This is a genomic window from Lysinibacillus sp. K60 (assembly GCF_019731275.1).
GTDB lineage: Bacteria > Bacillota > Bacilli > Bacillales_A > Planococcaceae > Lysinibacillus > Lysinibacillus capsici.
This window is the reverse complement of sequence record NZ_JAASJR010000009.1, coordinates 83,611-102,140: the sequence shown is the minus strand read 5'-3', so window position 1 is coordinate 102,140 and position 18,530 is coordinate 83,611. Positions and strand designations below refer to the sequence as shown.

Sequence of the window (18,530 nt, the reverse complement as noted above, 5' to 3'; positions counted from 1 at the left end):
ATAGACCCCTCTCTATTTTTCCTGTTGTGGGTTAGCTTCTTTATATGCTGCAACTACAGTTAGCCATTCTTCTTGAGTAATAGCTATATAATTCATGTCCTTATAAACATTTTCAAATGCTTCAGTAATTTTATTTCTATGAACCGCTTTTTCAATTAACTTAACTTGAATTTTATGTTCATGGACTAAAATAACTGTATTTTCATTTACTGCTTTTGTTGTAAATTCACTGAAAACTCGTTTAGAGGACAGATTTAAAGAATCTAACTCATTAATGATAGATTCCTTAACTTTATTAAAAGCGTCGCGGTACTCAATATTTGCTGTTTGTAGCACCCCTAGCACTTTTTGTTCCTTTTCAGATAAAATAATATTACTTGTATTCTTAACTACTTCCTCTTCAAAACTTAGAATCATCGATGCATTATCAGTTTCAGGAGGAACTAAATCGTCATCAAGTTGAGGCATTGGCCATTCTGTATTTGGTTCATCTTCTGGCGAAAATGACTCCCTAGTATAATTTTCATTTTCAGGGGGAAGCTCTTTAGCCCAATCTGTACCATTCTCTGCTGCTTTCTGTGCCATTTCAATAAACCCTAAAGGATCTTTCATTTCAACGTACCCTTCTTCATCTATTTGAGGCTCAAGGTTTGTTTCTTTATTACTTGGCAGAATATCCTCTGAAGGTTGAAGTAGTGTTAAATCAACATTTGATGTTTCATATGTTGATTGATTATTATTTTCATTTTCAGCTTTAGTAAAATCATCAGGCTGTTCTTGTAAGTTTTTGACTTCAATATTTTCAATTCCTACCTCATCACTACCACCAGCTTTTATTGGCGCCGCTAGTTCAGATGTGGACTTTGGTGAATTAGAAATTTTTCCTTTTATCATTGAGCGGAGTTCATCAATTTGTGCCTGTAGAGATGCCTTTTCTCCATGAACCATTCGAATAATAGTCATCTCCATAAGTAGCTGTATATCATGATGAAATTTTGAATTACTTAATGTTTCTTGAAGCTCATTCAAGTAAATATAAATACTTTCCTCTTGAACGCTCTCAGCTATATTAGGGAAGTTCTCATCGGTATTCGCCTTTTTTAAGGTAGCTTCAGGACCAAGTTTTTTAAATATCAAAATATCTCTAAGGTAAATCATCATTTCTTCAATGAAAAATTTTGGCTCTTTTCCTGACTCAAAGCATTTATTAAAATGACTCAATGAAGCTTCAATTTTATTATTTGCTATCAATGAGATTAATTGGCCAATTACTCGAACATCTACTGCCCCTGTAAGTTCTAATACATCATTTAACGTAACCGTTTCAGACGGTTCTGTTTTTCTTGATAAGGCTTGATCTAGTAGACTTAAAGCATCTCGCATACCGCCAGCTGATACTTGAGCAATTAGGTTTAATGCTGTATCTTCAGCAGCTCGTCCTTCTTCTTTAAGGACATACTTTAATCGGTCAACGATTTCATTAGTAGAGATCCTACGGAAATCAAAGCGTTGACAACGTGAAAGAATTGTCGCTGGTATTTTATGAACTTCTGTCGTAGCCAAAACAAATTTAGCGTGTGCAGGTGGCTCTTCTAAAATTTTTAAAAGAGCATTAAATGCTTGCGTCGTATACATGTGTACTTCATCCACAATATAAATCTTGTATTTCCCATGCATAGGAGTCAGTATAATGTTCTCTTTTAATTGACGTACATCATCGACACTATTATTACTTGCTGCGTCTATTTCAATGATGTCAGTTGAATCATTTGAACATGAATAACAAACACCGCAAGGATTACATCCATTTGGATTTTCACAATTTAATGCTTTTGCAAAGAGTTTAGCGGTACTTGTTTTCCCAGTACCTCTCGGACCAGTAAACAGGTAAGCATGTGACACTGCCCCTTTAGCAATAGCATTTTCAAGAGTCGTTCTAACATGCGCTTGTCCTACTAAACTAGAAAAGTCAATAGGACGATATTTTCTATAAAGTGCCTTATGTTCTACTTGAACTTCAGTTTCTAATAAAGTGTTCATTATTTTGCTACCCCCAATAGAGTTGTTTTATTTTTAACAAGCTGCTGTACTCTTGCTTTGCGCTTGTAATTCCTTAAAATATTTTTCAGTCCTAGCTTCAATGAAGCGGGCATTGGATGAACCATATCGAGCATTGAACAATATTTCTTGCTGATAAATTTCGCCTGTATGGAACAAGTTGTTCATAATGATATTGGCCATCTGTGCAGCCATTTTATTAGTTTCTAATCGTTGAGGATTATTTAAAATTTCAGTGCAATTTTGGGTTGGAAATACTGATTCAGTATCACTAAGTACGTTGGGATAAACGTCACAAATTGGTGGCAATATAATTTCACCATTTGTTTTAAAACCAACAACTACTTGTCCAGAAAAGCCACTTCCAATAATCATTCGATTCATCTCATCATACGAATAATCTTTTAGCTCTTCTTTTAAAATGACACCCTCTACTCCTACATCAACGTAAAGTAAATCACTCACATAATTGAAATAGTCGTGCATTAATTGTCGAGTCCGGTTATTGTCCACACAACCAATCAGGATTTTAAAACGGCCATCATTTGCAAATAGACGTTCTAACATATCGCAATCTGTAATGTAGTCAGGAACAGCTAATACATCTATTCCATAGTGTTCACCATAACGTTCTGCTAGTGCATTAACTTTAAATTCTCCAACATCTTCAGGAGTAAAAAGTTGATTCTTAATATTCTTTTCTTCTGTCTTATCACCATCAGCAATAAGCAATCGATTTTTTCTCATATCCCTACCGTATAATGACATGTCTTGTAATAGATTTCGGAGGAAATGAGATCCATTTGCTCCTACACCAATTAGAACAATATCTAAATTTTGACCATAAAGAATTTTCATAAGTAAAACCCTCCCATTGTTGTAACATTAGATTTCCAATGTTTAGGATAGGTGTAGTCCCTTCGATCTTCCTCTAAATCAAATAATTGTTCTGGATGAATATCAATTACATCGTCTCTCATTTTTGCTCTAAAGATCATTTCGTACTGTTTCCGATTCAGTCTACCAAAAACACCAAACACTCCAAATGTTGTGTTAAAAGCTTGTTCGTCCGAATCATCTATTTCCGAAAAGAAAGCTCTCATCACATTATGAGAATGGACTTCCATAACAGGAATATAGCGAGCGGCATTTTTTCCAGTAAATTCCTCACTATGCTGCAATTCAATATTTATTGCCGTTACAACCTGTTTAGGACAATCTACTACATATTTTTCCTTTTTTAAATCCCAATAAATTTTTAAAGCTACTTCATACTCCGCTTCTTCATGTATAAAGGAGCGGAAAAAGCCAATGATCTGTCTCAAAATCTTGTTTTCAATCTTTGGCAATGACCATTCAAAAGTAGATGGCGTTATTGGGCACTCTGTAATTTCATTTAATCCTAAATCCTTAAGTGCTTTTGCTTTGGTCGCTTCACTAACCCCTTTAGTAGGTGTAATCATAGTCCCACATATAGATTGGTGAACAGAAAGAACCTTATTATCTCCACTAAGGATATAACGATAGAAGTTGTTTGCCTCAAAAGCATCTTCTGCGGAAATAAAAAAAGAAGGCGTAAAACGACCTTCTTTGGAATCTGCACCTTTACTCCCAGCAAATGCATCAGGGAATAGCTGCTTTTTATCCTTATCATAATCCCATTTTGTTCGTGCAGCACTAAACTGCGGAAAATGTCTTTCGATGCCTTCTCTTAGTACCTCTAATGTAATACCTTCTTCAGGCATTTCATCTACGAAATCACTCACAAAGAAATGATCTGTTGCAAAATGAATTGTCCATTCGGCATTTACTAAAAGTGGTTCTTCTTTCTTCTTAGGGGCAGGGGTACTCTTCACCACACTACTCTTTTTACTACTTTCTTTTTTCTTTTGCTCTTCTGACTGTGTTGTATCCTCAACACCTAGATCAAATAAAGTTAGTTCCTGACTCATAAATAAGTCCTCCTAAAAATTTATTTATCTTGAGAAATGAAAAAACACTTCTCCGATAAATGTGCAGACCAATCCTGATAAGAGATTAGTATGGACACTATCTAAGAAGTGTAGTTAATGCTTTCACCGTATGGTTAAGCTTAGAATTTCATTAAACAAGTTATATAAAAAATTATATATAAAAAATACGGTGGGGGCAACCAAATATAAAAATTTTAACCATCCTTTGATAATTTGAACAAAAAGAACAAACGTTCTATTATATATACAAAGGATTGAAACCTAATGAAAAATTCAATTATTAAAGTCATGAAACAAAATCAAATAATTACTATGATATATATTTCAAAAAGTGGAACAATTACTCAAAGAAGAGTCAAAATTCTAAAGCTAACTAACAATACATTTACGGCCTATTGTTATATAAGAAGAGCAAAAAGGACATTTTATATAGATAACGTTTTAGCAATTAATCCTGTTACTTATGAAAAAAGGAAAGCCTACTAGTCTTTTTGCTCACAAAATTATAAATGGCTTTAAAGAATTTTATTTTAGGATATTTGATTTTTCAACCCAACCAGTGTATGTTGATTCACCAACCAATACCATTATTTTCACCCAACTCCCTTTTCTACTGTTCACAATTACAAGCTGGCCAGTCTTTAATTTTTGTGGAAGAACTATCGGAGCGGTTTTTGAATTACCTTGACGTAAGTATGTTTCGTTACGAATTGTGGCATTATATTCACCAGTTAAATCAATTTGAAACTCATCTTCCCATACCTCAGTTATGGACTCCTGTAAATCCTCTGAAACTACGTTTGAAAAAGGAGAAAAGATACAAAGTAAAATTGAGAATAATATCTGACCAGGGATACTATTTGAGAGCTTAACAAAAAATTCTTGGTAGGTCGTAGCTGTCGGCTCTTCTTCCTCGTTAATAGCATTTAGTTGCGTCTGAATTTCTTGTTGAATATAAGCTTTATATTCTTCTGTAAGTTCCAGTTCCACATCATTTTCAATACTATCCATTTCATCAATATAACCAAAATCGATTGCTGCAAGCTCTTCAAAAGGAATACTATTACGAATTTCATTGGCTAAATATCCAAATGAAGATGCTAATTCCATAGATCTTTTAAGAGTATTAGATGCCTCCAAAGATAATTTTTGTTGAGTCTGAAGTGCTTTTATCATACTCGAATTCATCGAGTTATTAAATTCATGCCATTTCATTAATGGCTCCGTAAGCACTGTACTAGCCTTTCTTGCTAAGTCATTGTACATTAATCCTGTTTTTACTATATCTGATTGAAAGGAATTCATCATTGTCTGTATTTTTCTAATAGCTTCAAAAATTTCTGTAGATGAATTGTCCATTTATTTCTCCTTTTAAATAAAATTATAATTGAGTTTGAAATAATTTAAGTAGCAATATCCATCCACTTTGTTCCTTGAATAGAATAAGATGGGGATCTTCTTTTTAAATAGCTCAATTTGGCTTTTTCTTTCAGTATTTCTTCGGGAAGTAACGCTTCCCAAGCAACCAGACATACTGGTCAATTTTTTTTAGGTTAAATTTATCCAAGCCATAGAATATACAGAACTCAATCAGTATTCTTTTGAATTTTACATAGTCCTTTAAATCTCTATTTTTGAAATCTGAGAAACTATCACGATCTCTAAAATAACGAAGCACTATATCGACATAGCTATCATAAATTGGATAATCCAGCGGATTATGATGGCTACAATACTTTGAGGCAAAGGAATAAAGATTCTTCTTTTTCTCTCCGAAAGTTACAGATTGGATATCCCCAACCAGGGTAACATCACCGGCTTTAAGTCTCTCATCAATATCTAGGTCACATATGTGCTTAGCCACTGGATAGATTGAGAAAATGTTTGTACTATAAAAATCATTAAGTGTTGAGGCCTTCAAAAGAATGTCGATAATATCTTTATTGCTCGGACATAGTTCAAGGAACAATTTATTAAGTGCGTCCTCCTGCAGATGGTAGTTCTCAAGTTCAGCCCATTTTGCAAGATAAAATTCAACCTGCTCGATTGAAGGATAAGGAACATCTATGTCTAATTTCTTTCTACGAGTATATGAACTCATAGCTGTTTTTCCCTGCTTAGGGGCAACGGGCCCGGTAGTTTCACTTAAAGATAAAAATAAATGGAATCTTCTTAGATGAGACAAGTAACCATTTACAAGTGAATTAACGTTACCGGTCGAGTTCTCAGATAGAGAATTTATTAATGCTCTCTTTGCTTCAATCTCAAAATCAGTAGCGTTCACTGCATTCCAAAACACCTCATGGCTTCCTTTCCTCCAGAGATAGAAAGTATCCGTAAGAGCTGTATTGATGGTATTTTTAGAAATGTCTTGGCTTTGTAGGAAGATCTTATATAAAGCTCGTAGCTCATCATACGACATAGCTTTCATTTTGTTTAAATCCAAAATCGAATCTCCACCTAATACTATTTGAATTTCTTAGCAATTCTATGTACCTAATTTTATGGTAATCTAATAATGGACTGTTTTACAAGGATTCTATACCAAAAAAAACAAATTGAAAGAGTATTATAACAATGATATAATTTCTTATTATACGGGGGTGTAGCACTAAGGTAGTGCACCCTCTTCAAAGTGTATCTATTGCTATAATGGGTATAGTTTGAATAGGGAGGCAGTAGGTTCGATTCCTATCACTTCCATTGTATATAAAGAAGAAGCCTTTAGGCTTCTTTTTTATTACTCACTGTCCAAGCTTGTTTGTAAGTAAAGTATCCGGATCTAAAAACCAAAAATCCGAATCCTCATAGTTTTGTAAAACTCTCCCTTGCAAAGTAGCATTACCAGCTTTCTTTGTTGGCCAGTATACACCTATAGGTCTACAGTTCATATGTTGGTATACCTTAACTATTTGAGGAGCACCTCCGATTGAGTCATTTCTTCCTGAAGACCTAAGTAAATCCCGTACTATTTCAAAAGGTTCCATATCAAACCCTTCCACCTTAACGTTATGTAGATCATTATCATATTTATTCTGCAAGTGGCTAATTAACTTATTACGTGCTTTTGCTGCCCAATCTCCAGCAAAAATAATATCATTAAAATTCCCTATCCTAGTAGCTGGTTTATATTGAAAAGACTTCGCTCCCTTATTATAAAATATTCTCCAGATAGAGAAGCTCTTTCTTATCCAAGAATATCCTGCGAAAATAAATTCCGTTTTTTCTAAATCTTTTTCTACCTCTTCAAGATCAAATGTAATAGACTTTTGTAATGAATTGAAGACCTTAAGAACATGCCCTCTAAGATCATGTAAATCAAGTGCTCTATCATTTGATCTTTGATATGAAGAAATCGATAGATATAATTGTTGCATTAATGGGTAGGCGAAATCAGTTGGACCTGCAAAGCCAATAGCACAGTCCGACCTAGGTAATGTTAATAATTTAACGCATTGGTCCCAAGAACTAGCGTTGCCAGATAACCTACTATCAGAAACTAAAATTAACTCCTCACTCCCTTTTATTTTCCTAACCCAAGCAATTGAGATTGTCATTATCTATATCCTCCTAAATTTTGAACCGAATAGTTACTCTCAGTATTGTAAAGATAAATACAACAAATTATATTTAAAATCTTCAATTTATTTTCTCCCTTTTAATTGCTATTAAAAGGGAGCTATTCTAACCAAAATATTAACATAAATATCCTCCTGTTAATAAACAACTTAAAATTTATTAAAAACATAATAATAAATAAAAGAGCAAAAGCTAATAGCTTTTGCTCTTTAAATACATGTTAGCACCAATTTTCTATGGTTAGCTGCATCGGTTTTAAATTTCTATCGTTAAAATTCTTATTCTGATACTTCTGAAAAAGTGATAGAGTGTCTTCATTTAAATGGCTATTATTCGATGTACTCAAAAACATCAGAGGTATTTGATCGATAGGCAGTTCATCCCAACCTGACCAGCATACTCTTCCGTCTGTAAAAACATTTGAATAAGGATAATGGTACAATTCCGTTTCCAAATTTAATTCTACTTTCCCTTTCAAGGCACATAATTTAACTCCTCGTACTTGATCATTAACACATGCGATAGCAAATAAAAGTCTAGGATGTCCTACGTTTTCAAAAGCCACATCCTGAAATTTTACACGTATTTTTGATTTAGGTATTTCATAAAAATATGTAGTTCCAGCTGAAGTTGTTGCTACAAATGATGCGTTTTTAGGTACTTTGCTGAATCCATATACCATTTTATTTCCCTCACTTTTTGCTTTTAATCCATCTAGCAACATAGAGGTAGGTAAATGTTCAATATGCATAGATACCCATTTATCTATGGCTTTCTTTTCCTTTAACCCTTTTAAATACTTATATATTGTTTTTAAAAGTTCTTTTTGAATGATTTGTTCATTGTCATTTGGTGAACCTAAAAAATATTGAAGCAGGTCCTTATATAACTCCGCGTATCTTGCATTACACGGTACCCGTTTTATTTTATTAATCCAAGATGACAACACTGTAGTTAATTCATCTTCTGAAAGAACATCATCTTCAGCTTTTTCGATAACTAGCTTTGCTAATTCTGAGAAATTAGAGTTATCGAGCAACCCATCTTGTATCTGATTAAAAAGAATGACAAGAAACAGGTAGCCATTATCATTTGCTGCATTAACATTTTCAAAATAATCTATTATATCATCTGTTCTATTATTGATTAATTCATCAAATATCAAGTCAACTGATGCATCTTTGATAAAGGATCGTAACAACATTTCCAATGTAATTTTACGATTCCCTACTTTAATATCATTTTCATACCTTTCCATTAATGGAAAATTACCGTCTTCCATTGTGAATACTAATTTTGTTGTCATATATATTCATTCCCTTTATTACAAATATTTTTGGCATTCGATATGAGTATCTAACAGAATTTTACATATACTATGCCAGCAAATAGCACCTTCTCTATCAAACGATAGGAAACCCTCAAATATTTGTTTATTCTCGTTGAAATAACAATGTACTGAAAAACAAATACCATCCTCAACATTCGTAATTTTCTCACCAACTTCATTAATGAGAGTGTTTAATTCGACTTGCAAATCGGGTTCCAAATTAGTCTTATTTAAAAAGGCCGCACATACTGAATAAAGTGTCAGTTTAAATTCTTCCCCGTCATACACTATCTCACCAATTTCCGTATGATATAGAAAAGAATCCAAAGGCCAATAAAAATCATCATATGATACATATTCTAAATTATTGACGTAATTATAAAACTTCTTTTGGTCTGGTAATTTACTATTTGTATACTCTTCTATTAACTTAAAAATTATCAGTGAATCAATCATGTAAAGTGATGTAAACATCTGTTCAAATGTAATTTTCATTTCGAAATTCATATATATATCTCCTATATAAATAACTTTTTATTATTTCTCAACTTATTCCAATAGTAAGAACAACTTAATCCGTTCCAGTAACTATTTTTAAATACACTAGATGTTACTTTTTCACCTAGAGTCTTACTTTCATAATCGTCATCATCAAATGAAAGTGATTTTTCCTCATTTAAGGCCTTGAACAATTTCAAGAGTTCTTCTTTTGATGTCGCATCAAATAAGTCTCTTATTTGCCCCAAACTATCATATTGATTAAAATATATTGCTTGTAGTAGTTTTGATAGTTTTTCCATCTCATCTGGGAGCTCCATTTGTTCTAAAGTATCTGCTACGTTAGAAATATTAATCACTATGTTTCCTCCTAAAAGAAAAGAATTGCTATAGTTATAGCAATTCCTTTAATTTACCGAGTGGTTTCAATTTTGAGTCATCAAAATCTTTGCCCTCGTTTTCTTTATACAATTTTAAGCAATCTGCGCCATGATTTGAGTTACTTGTAGATAAGAATAAATTTGCTATTTGGGGCAAATCATTCTTTTTAAAGTTCCCATACTCGTACCAGCATACTTTTCCATCTGCAAACACATGCGAGTAAGGATAGCGATATACATCCATTAAATCATGAATTTCTTCATTCTCTTTAACAGCTACAAGCTTCATTGATGAAACTTGTTCCTCGTTTTTTAATTTATATATAGCTAATAATCTAGGATGACCTACATCTTCAATCGGTGCTCCATGGTATTTTACACGGAACCTTGATTTTGGTACCTCATAAACATAGCTTGTACCTTGCGTACTCACCCCCATATATGATAGACCTGGAGGAAGTGAACCGCTAAAGTAAGTTATTTTCTGTTTGATAGCTATAGACTGTTCTATCATTTGTTTAAACCATTCATCATCCATATGTGGAGTGAGTTTGGAAATTACATTTTGTAATTCTTCTTTTTGTTCACTTGATAAAGTTGAAATAATAGCCCTAAATATTTGAACTTTTTTCTGTTCAAGTTCCTTTTTATTGTTTTCCTTTAAAAATCGCTTTAAAATTTCGATCACCAACGAGCCCAAGTTATCTCCCATGGGGATTTCATTCACTTTTTGGGTAACAGCCATAAGAAAATTAACGACATTGGGGTTATCTACACTAATAGTATTTAATTTGGATACAGCTATTGCCAAAACTTCTAAAAAAATAGGATTATCTTGATACCAAGAAGCAGATAAGTTTTTTAACAACATAGTCAAAAATTCATTAAAATTTTTAGGTTCATTTAGTTCTTTTAAGTACTCTTCTAACTCTGGTGTCTCTGTGATTAGGTGTTCAAATATGGCTCCCATCGGTAAGGGCTTCATCATTCCTCTACAATAATCAACAAGCCTAATATTTCGTTCACCCACACACACATTATTTTCATATCGTTTTACATTAACTGAATTATTTTCAGATATAGTAGTTACTACTTTCATATTAGATTATTCTCCTTTAATAACTCATAATATTTCCTAAAAAACATCAATGGAACACCATCATATTCCTGTAAATGGAACCTTAAGCCATGTTCAAGGTATTCAACTACTTCTTCTAATTCCACTTCACCGTATTCTTCAATGGCTTTCCAGCCATAAGTTATTGATTCAGCAAATAAATCCAGATGCTTTATTTTTGGGTCAAAATTAAGTGTCAATATATAATCATCTTCATCCCATGTATAATTAGCATTTACCGCATCAAAAAACTCTAATATATCATCCATGACAGCTTGAATTGGGTAATAAGAATAATCATTAACTTCTTGTTTAAAAAAAATATAATTTTGAATGTTATGGCCCATCAACTTCAACACTTTTGCCATTGTTAAACGAGTCATTAATCTCCTGATAGTTTCTCGATCGCCAACTCCTGTTTGACTTGCGCTCATCTCAATGTTCATGTCAGTTCCTCCTAAAAGAACTTTTGTCTTATATTTGGTTTACTTACTTTAAACCAAAAATACTCTGGTAAAATTGACAAATTGGAACCTTCAAAAAAGTCTATTTTTGAAACAAAATCTGTAATCCCAAACCGCGTCTCATGCCACATTTCACCTTCTAATGGTGGAAGTTGCAGTACTTGATCATAAACCAATTCAAAATCTTCTAGATCCCAAGAATCAAAATGTACTTGTATATCTTTGATCTGCTCTCCTGGTGGATTAAAGTAGGTCCATGCAAGAATTTCAGCCGATGTCGACTTTTCTTCAGCATTTTCAAGCTCTTTCCACATCTTTTCTAACATACAGTTAGCCTCCTTAAAATAAATCTCACAATAAGTAAGAGAAAAAGAACTGTCATCAACAGTCCTTTTAGTAATACATAATCAGATTAATAATCGACTTCATTGCGTATTTCTCACAAATGTTAATAAGCCCAGATTCGTTAATCTCATATTCTTTTATTTGAAGCGGTGTATCTACCTTCAAGGTAGTTAATTTTTTTGCAAACAAAGCATCGCTCATACCGCTGCCTTCAAATTTCTTCTCATATCTTTTAATTTCCTTTGGAAAAGGCATAACAATTTTTTCTACACACCCAAAATGTTTAATAATTTTAAGTGCTCCTTTGTCTCCAATACCTGTGACACCGATAATATTATCGGAAACATCTCCAGCAAGTGCTTTAATATCTACTATTTGAGGTGGATTTAAACCTTCCCAATCTAATGAAAATTGATTGGGTGTCACCATTACATCGACCTTATTCTTTCTTACAACAACAGTAACATCTTCTCGAACTAATTGAAGTAAATCCTTATCGTTTGAAAGAATATATTTATGGCCACTTAACGAATTACAAGCTGCGCCTATAAGATCATCTGCCTCTAAATCCTCGCTCCAAAAATACGGAATACCAGCTGCAGTTAATACTTCTCTTATAACCGGAAACTGCTGCGTCAATAACTCTGGCGTTTCATTGCGTCCTTCCTTATAAGGAGGATATAATTTTTTGCGAAATCCCTTACCTTTATCAAAAAAAACTACAATATTAGCATTAATTTGTTTTTGGTAATTCAATGACATCTTTAAAAACTGTGTAACACCATTTGTCGGAGTCCCATCAGGTGCCGACATAGTATTATTTGCAGTTGCGAAGTATGCTCGATTCATTAAATTGTTACCGTCTATTAATAGCCAATTTGTTCTACTGGGAGTACTTATTTTTTCCTCTGCGAAATAGTCATCAAATATAGAGATTTGTCTCATTGATATTCCTCCTTAAAATAAAGAAAGTTGTCCATCCTCATCCGTTTCGAAAGTGTTTCTTTCGATTAATTGATGAGATTGATCAACTTCTACTGTTTTGTGTACATTCGTACATGATGCTGCTCGTTTAGCACGTTTAAAAGTGCCACAGGCTTGTTGTTTAGCTGGATTACTAACTTCATAGACACATGTTTCAGTACCTAATTTACATGTCTGCCAAAAAGCACAACAACCAAATGCTGTTACTACTTTTACCTCTTGCATAAGTTCCCTCCTTATTAAAAAACAAAAAAACTCATTATAAGGGTAGCAAAAGGACAGACTTATCCTGCTATTACCTCATAATGAGTTTTAAAAATTTTAGCCTTTCACCGTGTGGTTAAGGTTCTAGTTAAAAAAAGAAAAAGTGTATACCGAAATTATAGCATATTTAAATTTAAAATATACCTAAAATAAATTTTTATGGTAAAATGAGTTATCGAATTATTTTTTCTTTTACTACCCTAACCAAACGGTGAAGGGATTATTTAATTAAAGCATTCCTAGAGAATGAAGCTATTATGCTTTTTTCGCTATGGGGTGCTTTTTTTATTTACCTAAAAATTCCATAGAGAAGGAAGGTTATTAAATGTTTAAACCTGTTTTAATCATCTTAGTGTTGTTTCCTGTTTGCTTGCTAGTTGACTATTTTAATGATACTAGATGGCTTGCTGGGTACACTCAATTCATTCGTGAATGGTGGAATTTATTACTTGTACTCTTGTTGTGCAAAAACATATTCCCCAAAGCAAAGAATTATAAGTACGACATAATGGAAGATATGAGGGTTAATCAATATCTTGCTGAAATTCAGAGGTATTTTAACACGCCCTATGTTCCCCCTATTATGTTACTCTACTTAAAAAATCCTCCAGGGTCGATACGGCCAGCTGATTATGCTTATATCAACGATACATTTTATCGCTTAGTCGTTAATTCGTTTCGAGATAGAGTATATGTTCTTCAAGATTTCGATTCCATTGAACCTTGGAGTCGCCCCACTTATTTTGACGTAATCGGAATAAAGAATATTACCAAATGCCTTTTGTATCTCTTGGTACCTTTTATTTGGATATTCTTCGTTCACTTCATATTAGAGCTATCAATGTTAACCGATTGGCCACTTCTGACGCTTCCTTTTACACTAGCAGCATTCCAACGCGGTTTATTTATGATTGAGGCTTTCATTAAGTTCAATCCCTTACGTTTGGAACAAGAGCTAAAAGAAAACGACTGCGTGATACAAGTTACATGGAGAGATGCATTTCCAGATCGGGAAGTTGGTATTACTTTTGTAAGGGCCTATTATTTAGAAATGGAGCGTAGACAACGCTGTGAATTAACTATTCAAGGCCTTACTATTCCAGATCATTTCCCTGAATGGAAGAATCCACATTTTGCTCCATTCCCTTACCCAAGTAAGACTATTCCATCCTGGGGAAGTGAATATGAACCGTATTACGAAAAAAAATCTATGGAATTGAACACTCAATTATCTACTAAAAATAGTAATGTAGTTTCATTTCCAAAAATTAATTAAAGCCAATTATTTAGGCATATCAGTTTGATAAAACTGCGAAAGAGTTTTGTTGGGAAATCCTGCGAAACTCTTTTATTTTTTAAAAACAAATAACAATATTTTAAACAAAAGGAGAAATTATAATGAACACAATTAATGAATTAAAAACTTTTAACGAAAGCTACGATGAACTATACGGTGTTAATGAAATGGATCTTGAAAAAATACAATCTCTTGTGCTACATATCGAGAGTTGTAGAGATATTACAACACCTCAAGTAGGAGATATAGTGCAGTTTACAAACAGTTACGGTGAATATCATGCTTATGCACATATTGAAAATGTATGTAAGGATCAACTATATATCTGTGAGAAGCCTTATGTTCCATTTATTGAAGCTAATCAACATACTAACAAAATAAAAACGTCCACTAGTGGCGGAGCATGGTTCTTTATCCCAAGTAACATTCGATATGTTGGTACTGCTAGAAAATCATTTAAAACATGGGGCCATAATGGTCCATGTGCGAACGGAGCTGTTCAATTTACCGCTGAGGTTTCTGTCTGGGAGTATACAAAAGGAGAACACAAATTTACAACAAAGACACACGATAAATTCTTGGTACACAACCGCGAACATGACAAAGAAACAGATTATAATTACCTAATTTCAAAAGGTGGTCAACGTCATGCTGCCTTTAAAACAAAAGAAGAATATCAACATTGGTTAAAAACTTTTAATGGTGTTGAAGCTGCAGAAAATAATTTCAATAGTATCGTCGTCTGGACTTACAAACAGGTCAATACTTCTATTCCATTGGAAGAGTACCTAGCCTTGAGTAATGCTAATATTGATACAATTCTTTGGAATGGTAAACATTATGAGTGTAAACGAGTGGTCGAAGGTACAACGGTTACAACATATATGCCTTACATGAACGATAGAATCGAAATTAATAAAATTTAGACTTTAAGGTAGTTAGATTATCTTAAATAAAAGGAGACTATTTTATGAAAACAATTGCTAACGATAATAATAAAGAATATATGAAATTAATCAGTAAATGTGAAATGTTAGATCCATTAACTAAAGACATTTTAAGTAAAAATCCTACTGCTTGGGCAAGGATTGCAACAAATGCTTTTGATGCTACAGTAAAAGGAAACAGTATTTCAGTTAACGCTTTTAATCGCTATATTTCTGATTGTTCATTTATAAACTTCTTAGAAATTCTAGAGGAGAACAAGATTATCCTTGCAGTTAATGAAGGTAATCTTGTCTTTTTAGGAACTGGAGATCTTGAAGATATTCTATTGGATGCTTTATTTCCTTATTAAATATACTTGGTACTTAAATAGCCTTGTAAGTTTGTTATATCAAACTAACAAGGCTATTCTTCAATAAAAGCTTATATACTTTTACTTTTTATTTTTCAGAAAATTATTTTCGATTAGTTTTATTAACCATTCATACTTTTTATACAATTTTAGCTGTTCTTTTAAATCACTAACTTCCCTATTCAAATTATGAATAGTAGTATCTTTTTCTATACATTCATCTTCCTTAAATTTAAGTGCATCTTTGTGTTCATTGTTTGTTCTTATAGCCTCGCCATATGAAAGAATCATAGAGGGTATGATAATTCCAATCAAATAGAAGTAGTCTTTAAAACCTACCCCCTTCACATTTGGCCAACTGATATCACCGCGAATAATTACACAAAAATAGTATAGAAAAATAAAAACTACTGAAATTCCTATTAGTTTCGGAACTTTTTTTCCTGTTTCTGTCATAGTATTGGGTTTACCATTGAAAATGATATTGATGCCCTTTGCTATTAAAATACCAGGAATGATAAATACTCCAAAAACAGAAAGTATACTTAGAGTGAAAGTAAACCAGTTCACTCCGTTTTCCCTTAAATACGCCAGTCCATTATAACCATTTTCAGAGTCGGTAACACCCATTTCAATGCCAAATACAACATAGAAGTAACTAGAAATAAAGGATACAACAATAGTCCATCTATGATATTTTTTCCAGTCTCTATCTTCTTCAAATAAAAATCTTTCAATTTTTCTCAGCATAAATTTTACACTTCCTCATTAATACATTAGTAGTGGAATGTTTATTCCATAAATAAAGCGACGGATCATTTTGATTAGTTCTCCTTCCTCGCCTGCTCAATTATTTCAAATATCCATGATTTCCACAATATGCTATTTAATAATCAGACCTTTAAACTAAAAAAGACACATTTCTGATTAAGAAATGTGCCTGGGTGTTGAACATCTTTATACTAGTAACAGTTCTAATTGCTAAAATAGTTTTGTAGGAATGCATGGTTTGTTTATAGTAAAAAATTGTTTGAATCATTAAAGAAATCTTCAGCTCTTTTTTTTGTCATTATAAGTTTACTATTCCCAAACAAAATCTCTTTCAGAATGGGAATTAGCAAATCGTATCCCAGCTTGTCATATTGTTTGGCAAATCGAATTAAAGCCATATCTATCCTGTCCAATCGTCGGGTTTGACTCGTTCCAACATGCTCTGGTCGGTCAGAAGGAACCAATTTCATGTCCGCAAAAACACCTCGGATACCATCAAATACAAACTCTGCGTGATAATCTTTTTGTAGTATTTTTATATTGCGGGATTTCTCATAAATTTCCTGTACTTCACTGTGAGGAATTTTCCCATCCAGTATTTCGTTTTCATAAGCCCAGTAAAACCAATCTGGATCTTTAAATAAAATTTGAGGCAGTGTTTTACCTTCGTGTCTTCCAAAATCTAGTTTTGTCCAACTCATCTGTACCACTTCTTTCCCAATAACTTTATTCAACAATTTTCCATCACAATTATAGCATGTTCTTTGTAGATTTAGGTTCGAAAAAAGCGCTGCATAAGCAACTCTAATCTTTAATTAACGCTCCATGTACGGTGAAAAGCAATAACCTCTTATAAAAAACGTGGCCAGTCCTTTGTTAATGACTTCCCCATTCTACTGTTAGGTGTATTACCATAGCCGACACTTGAATCCAAGGGGCTTTTTTTGTGATGTATTGGCACATCGTTATAAATGAAAAAGTTATTAAGCATTTGAAGCATATTTGAGCTTATAACATAAGAATTTTCGTCTGTACCCGTCCTATGATAGGTACTTACTCGTCTATCCTTTTCGATGTTTAAAACATTGATAACTTTTTTTACACTTACCCCATACATTTTTGATAATTCTTTCACTGATTTCCACATTACTGCCTCATTTAAAAGCCATTTTAGCCTTTCAGGACTTAGAGTTTTCTCTTGGGTTAAATATATTAAGTATCGATTGGAAGGGTAAAATAAAGAATGGTCAGATTGAAGAGCAATCGTAACGTCAACGACTGGAAAACCGTACTTTGTTGCAAATTCCTCTATTGAAAGATACTGACTACAAAAATCTTCAATTAAAGGAATTTTATCTTCGTCTATAATTTCAATCTTATTTAATATAGGTTCAGGTCGTTTTCGAGGTATCTCTTTCCATTTTGGAAATAAAAAAACAAATAAGTCATGCCTCAAAATCTCAAACGGAATATTGAATTTATCGGAAATATCATTTATAGATATATCTACTTTTTTTGAAATATTTAATTGTGATATTTTACAAAATTCGTTTTCTAATAAGTATTTACTAACACTTGGACCAATATGATAAGGACCTATATTCCTTTTGTGGCCATTCTCGCTAATACTAATTTGTTCAAAAAAATTCAACCCACGTGATGTTATAAATTTATCAATTATATTGATGACTTCAGATTCAGGATAACTATACTCTTTAGCAAAACTACGAGTTGTGTGAAAAACCCTTTTTAATTCATTTTCATCATTTTTACTTATTAGCTCTTTTTTAAAATCCTCATCTTGTTCTATCAATCCATTAATAATTAATACAGCTAACTCGTCGGAACTTAAGCGTAATACCAAATGACCGCCTCCTTTAAATAGAAAAAGTACATTCCCATTTACATTTTACAATCATATAACTGCTTGTTTAATATCAAAAATAAAGAATTAGAGTATAAGTATAGCCCTTACCTTTTCATTCGTTGCTTACATCTTAACAGGATTAAATATCTAATTTAGTGCATATTCTTTTACTATCCCTATTGATAGTCATTGAAAATAATATAGCACTAAGGATTTCCCTTCTTTAAATTTTATGTAAACAATGCCTCATCTCCCATCTTAAGTTATAAGGAGCTCATTGCCAATCGTCTATTAAAGCTTAATACA

20 protein-coding genes are annotated in these 18,530 nt (G+C 32.8%); 3 read left to right on the top strand and 17 right to left on the bottom strand.

Annotation, left to right across the window (positions count from 1 at the left end; all coding sequences use genetic code 11):
* Window positions 1-12: 12 nt before the first annotated feature.
* From dnaX to HCH28_RS18490, 14 genes are all read right to left on the bottom strand, one after another.
* On the bottom strand, window positions 13-2,040 hold the full coding sequence (gene dnaX, locus HCH28_RS18555) for a DNA polymerase III subunit gamma/tau (RefSeq protein WP_221682582.1): 2,028 nt from the start codon (window positions 2,038-2,040) through the stop codon (window positions 13-15).
* Window positions 2,041-2,073: 33 nt separating this feature from the next.
* Complete coding sequence (locus tag HCH28_RS18550; protein WP_221682581.1) at window positions 2,074-2,916, bottom strand: ThiF family adenylyltransferase; 843 nt, start codon at window positions 2,914-2,916, stop codon at window positions 2,074-2,076.
* Window positions 2,913-4,010: a hypothetical protein gene (locus HCH28_RS18545; protein ID WP_221682580.1), complete on the bottom strand. Its 1,098-nt coding sequence runs from the start codon at window positions 4,008-4,010 to the stop codon at window positions 2,913-2,915. Before HCH28_RS18545 ends, HCH28_RS18550 begins: the two co-directional genes overlap by 4 nt.
* 546 nt (window positions 4,011-4,556) lie before the next feature.
* A complete protein-coding gene (locus tag HCH28_RS18540; protein WP_221682579.1) occupies window positions 4,557-5,390 on the bottom strand; it encodes an SH3 domain-containing protein in 834 nt (277 codons plus the stop codon).
* A gap of 130 nt (window positions 5,391-5,520) precedes the next feature.
* The gene (locus HCH28_RS18535) at window positions 5,521-6,477 is read right to left on the bottom strand and encodes a PD-(D/E)XK nuclease family protein (protein ID WP_221682578.1); all 957 of its coding nucleotides are present in this window, start codon (window positions 6,475-6,477) and stop codon (window positions 5,521-5,523) included.
* A 298-nt stretch (window positions 6,478-6,775) separates the two neighbouring features.
* Window positions 6,776-7,588, bottom strand: a complete 813-nt coding sequence (locus HCH28_RS18530) for a hypothetical protein (protein WP_221682577.1) — start codon at window positions 7,586-7,588, stop codon at window positions 6,776-6,778.
* Window positions 7,589-7,830: 242 nt separating this feature from the next.
* The gene (locus HCH28_RS18525) at window positions 7,831-8,916 is read right to left on the bottom strand and encodes a prokaryotic E2 ligase family D protein (protein ID WP_221682576.1); all 1,086 of its coding nucleotides are present in this window, start codon (window positions 8,914-8,916) and stop codon (window positions 7,831-7,833) included.
* Window positions 8,917-8,934: 18 nt separating this feature from the next.
* Window positions 8,935-9,447 carry a hypothetical protein gene (locus HCH28_RS18520; protein ID WP_221682575.1) on the bottom strand — a complete coding sequence of 171 codons (513 nt, stop codon included), beginning with the start codon at window positions 9,445-9,447 and terminating at the stop codon, window positions 8,935-8,937.
* Between the two features lie 11 nt (window positions 9,448-9,458).
* Window positions 9,459-9,797 (bottom strand): hypothetical protein, encoded by a 339-nt coding sequence (locus tag HCH28_RS18515; RefSeq protein ID WP_221682574.1) that lies wholly within the window; start codon window positions 9,795-9,797, stop codon window positions 9,459-9,461.
* A gap of 34 nt (window positions 9,798-9,831) precedes the next feature.
* Window positions 9,832-10,917 carry a hypothetical protein gene (locus HCH28_RS18510; protein WP_221682573.1) on the bottom strand — a complete coding sequence of 362 codons (1,086 nt, stop codon included), beginning with the start codon at window positions 10,915-10,917 and terminating at the stop codon, window positions 9,832-9,834.
* Window positions 10,914-11,381 (bottom strand): hypothetical protein, encoded by a 468-nt coding sequence (locus HCH28_RS18505; protein WP_221682572.1) that lies wholly within the window; start codon window positions 11,379-11,381, stop codon window positions 10,914-10,916. The genes HCH28_RS18510 and HCH28_RS18505 overlap by 4 nt, the downstream gene beginning before the upstream one ends.
* Window positions 11,382-11,392: 11 nt before the next feature.
* On the bottom strand, window positions 11,393-11,725 hold the full coding sequence (locus HCH28_RS18500) for a hypothetical protein (RefSeq protein WP_221682571.1): 333 nt from the start codon (window positions 11,723-11,725) through the stop codon (window positions 11,393-11,395).
* 67 nt (window positions 11,726-11,792) lie between these two features.
* Complete coding sequence (locus HCH28_RS18495; RefSeq protein ID WP_221682570.1) at window positions 11,793-12,689, bottom strand: 5'-3' exonuclease; 897 nt, start codon at window positions 12,687-12,689, stop codon at window positions 11,793-11,795.
* A 12-nt stretch (window positions 12,690-12,701) separates the two neighbouring features.
* Window positions 12,702-12,953 carry a hypothetical protein gene (locus tag HCH28_RS18490; RefSeq protein WP_221682569.1) on the bottom strand — a complete coding sequence of 84 codons (252 nt, stop codon included), beginning with the start codon at window positions 12,951-12,953 and terminating at the stop codon, window positions 12,702-12,704.
* A gap of 364 nt (window positions 12,954-13,317) precedes the next feature.
* On the opposite strand from HCH28_RS18490, the gene HCH28_RS18485 reads away from it, so the two are divergent.
* The 3 genes from HCH28_RS18485 (at window position 13,318) to HCH28_RS18475 (ending at window position 15,586) form a co-directional block, all read left to right on the top strand.
* Complete coding sequence (locus tag HCH28_RS18485; protein WP_221682568.1) at window positions 13,318-14,268, top strand: hypothetical protein; 951 nt, start codon at window positions 13,318-13,320, stop codon at window positions 14,266-14,268.
* 122 nt (window positions 14,269-14,390) lie between these two features.
* The gene (locus tag HCH28_RS18480) at window positions 14,391-15,215 is read left to right on the top strand and encodes a DUF4121 family protein (RefSeq protein WP_221682567.1); all 825 of its coding nucleotides are present in this window, start codon (window positions 14,391-14,393) and stop codon (window positions 15,213-15,215) included.
* Between the two features lie 44 nt (window positions 15,216-15,259).
* Window positions 15,260-15,586 carry a hypothetical protein gene (locus HCH28_RS18475; protein ID WP_221682566.1) on the top strand — a complete coding sequence of 109 codons (327 nt, stop codon included), beginning with the start codon at window positions 15,260-15,262 and terminating at the stop codon, window positions 15,584-15,586.
* An 81-nt stretch (window positions 15,587-15,667) separates the two neighbouring features.
* Here the strand turns inward: HCH28_RS18475 and HCH28_RS18470 are convergent, their stop codons facing one another.
* From HCH28_RS18470 to HCH28_RS18460, 3 genes are all read right to left on the bottom strand, one after another.
* Entirely contained in the window at window positions 15,668-16,336 is a 669-nt protein-coding gene (locus HCH28_RS18470) for a hypothetical protein (RefSeq protein WP_221682565.1), read from the bottom strand.
* A 263-nt stretch (window positions 16,337-16,599) separates the two neighbouring features.
* Window positions 16,600-17,091, bottom strand: coding sequence for a hypothetical protein (locus tag HCH28_RS18465; RefSeq protein WP_221682564.1), 492 nt, complete (start codon window positions 17,089-17,091; stop codon window positions 16,600-16,602).
* Window positions 17,092-17,207: 116 nt separating this feature from the next.
* Window positions 17,208-18,221 carry a hypothetical protein gene (locus HCH28_RS18460; RefSeq protein WP_221682563.1) on the bottom strand — a complete coding sequence of 338 codons (1,014 nt, stop codon included), beginning with the start codon at window positions 18,219-18,221 and terminating at the stop codon, window positions 17,208-17,210.
* Window positions 18,222-18,530 lie beyond the last annotated feature (309 nt).

What these genes read in the sequence shown, in the direction of transcription:
- dnaX (WP_221682582.1), bottom strand. Translation starts at nt 2,040, where the DNA reads ATGAACACTTTATTAGAAACTGAAGTTCAAGTAGAACATAAGGCACTT.
- HCH28_RS18550 (WP_221682581.1), bottom strand. Translation starts at nt 2,916, where the DNA reads ATGAAAATTCTTTATGGTCAAAATTTAGATATTGTTCTAATTGGTGTA.
- HCH28_RS18545 (WP_221682580.1), bottom strand. Translation starts at nt 4,010, where the DNA reads ATGAGTCAGGAACTAACTTTATTTGATCTAGGTGTTGAGGATACAACA.
- HCH28_RS18540 (WP_221682579.1), bottom strand. Translation starts at nt 5,390, where the DNA reads ATGGACAATTCATCTACAGAAATTTTTGAAGCTATTAGAAAAATACAG.
- HCH28_RS18530 (WP_221682577.1), bottom strand. Translation starts at nt 7,588, where the DNA reads ATGACAATCTCAATTGCTTGGGTTAGGAAAATAAAAGGGAGTGAGGAG.
- HCH28_RS18525 (WP_221682576.1), bottom strand. Translation starts at nt 8,916, where the DNA reads ATGACAACAAAATTAGTATTCACAATGGAAGACGGTAATTTTCCATTA.
- HCH28_RS18520 (WP_221682575.1), bottom strand. Translation starts at nt 9,447, where the DNA reads ATGAATTTCGAAATGAAAATTACATTTGAACAGATGTTTACATCACTT.
- HCH28_RS18510 (WP_221682573.1), bottom strand. Translation starts at nt 10,917, where the DNA reads ATGAAAGTAGTAACTACTATATCTGAAAATAATTCAGTTAATGTAAAA.
- HCH28_RS18505 (WP_221682572.1), bottom strand. Translation starts at nt 11,381, where the DNA reads ATGAACATTGAGATGAGCGCAAGTCAAACAGGAGTTGGCGATCGAGAA.
- HCH28_RS18500 (WP_221682571.1), bottom strand. Translation starts at nt 11,725, where the DNA reads ATGTTAGAAAAGATGTGGAAAGAGCTTGAAAATGCTGAAGAAAAGTCG.
- HCH28_RS18495 (WP_221682570.1), bottom strand. Translation starts at nt 12,689, where the DNA reads ATGAGACAAATCTCTATATTTGATGACTATTTCGCAGAGGAAAAAATA.
- HCH28_RS18490 (WP_221682569.1), bottom strand. Translation starts at nt 12,953, where the DNA reads ATGCAAGAGGTAAAAGTAGTAACAGCATTTGGTTGTTGTGCTTTTTGG.
- HCH28_RS18485 (WP_221682568.1), top strand. Translation starts at nt 13,318, where the DNA reads ATGTTTAAACCTGTTTTAATCATCTTAGTGTTGTTTCCTGTTTGCTTG.
- HCH28_RS18480 (WP_221682567.1), top strand. Translation starts at nt 14,391, where the DNA reads ATGAACACAATTAATGAATTAAAAACTTTTAACGAAAGCTACGATGAA.
- HCH28_RS18475 (WP_221682566.1), top strand. Translation starts at nt 15,260, where the DNA reads ATGAAAACAATTGCTAACGATAATAATAAAGAATATATGAAATTAATC.
- HCH28_RS18470 (WP_221682565.1), bottom strand. Translation starts at nt 16,336, where the DNA reads ATGCTGAGAAAAATTGAAAGATTTTTATTTGAAGAAGATAGAGACTGG.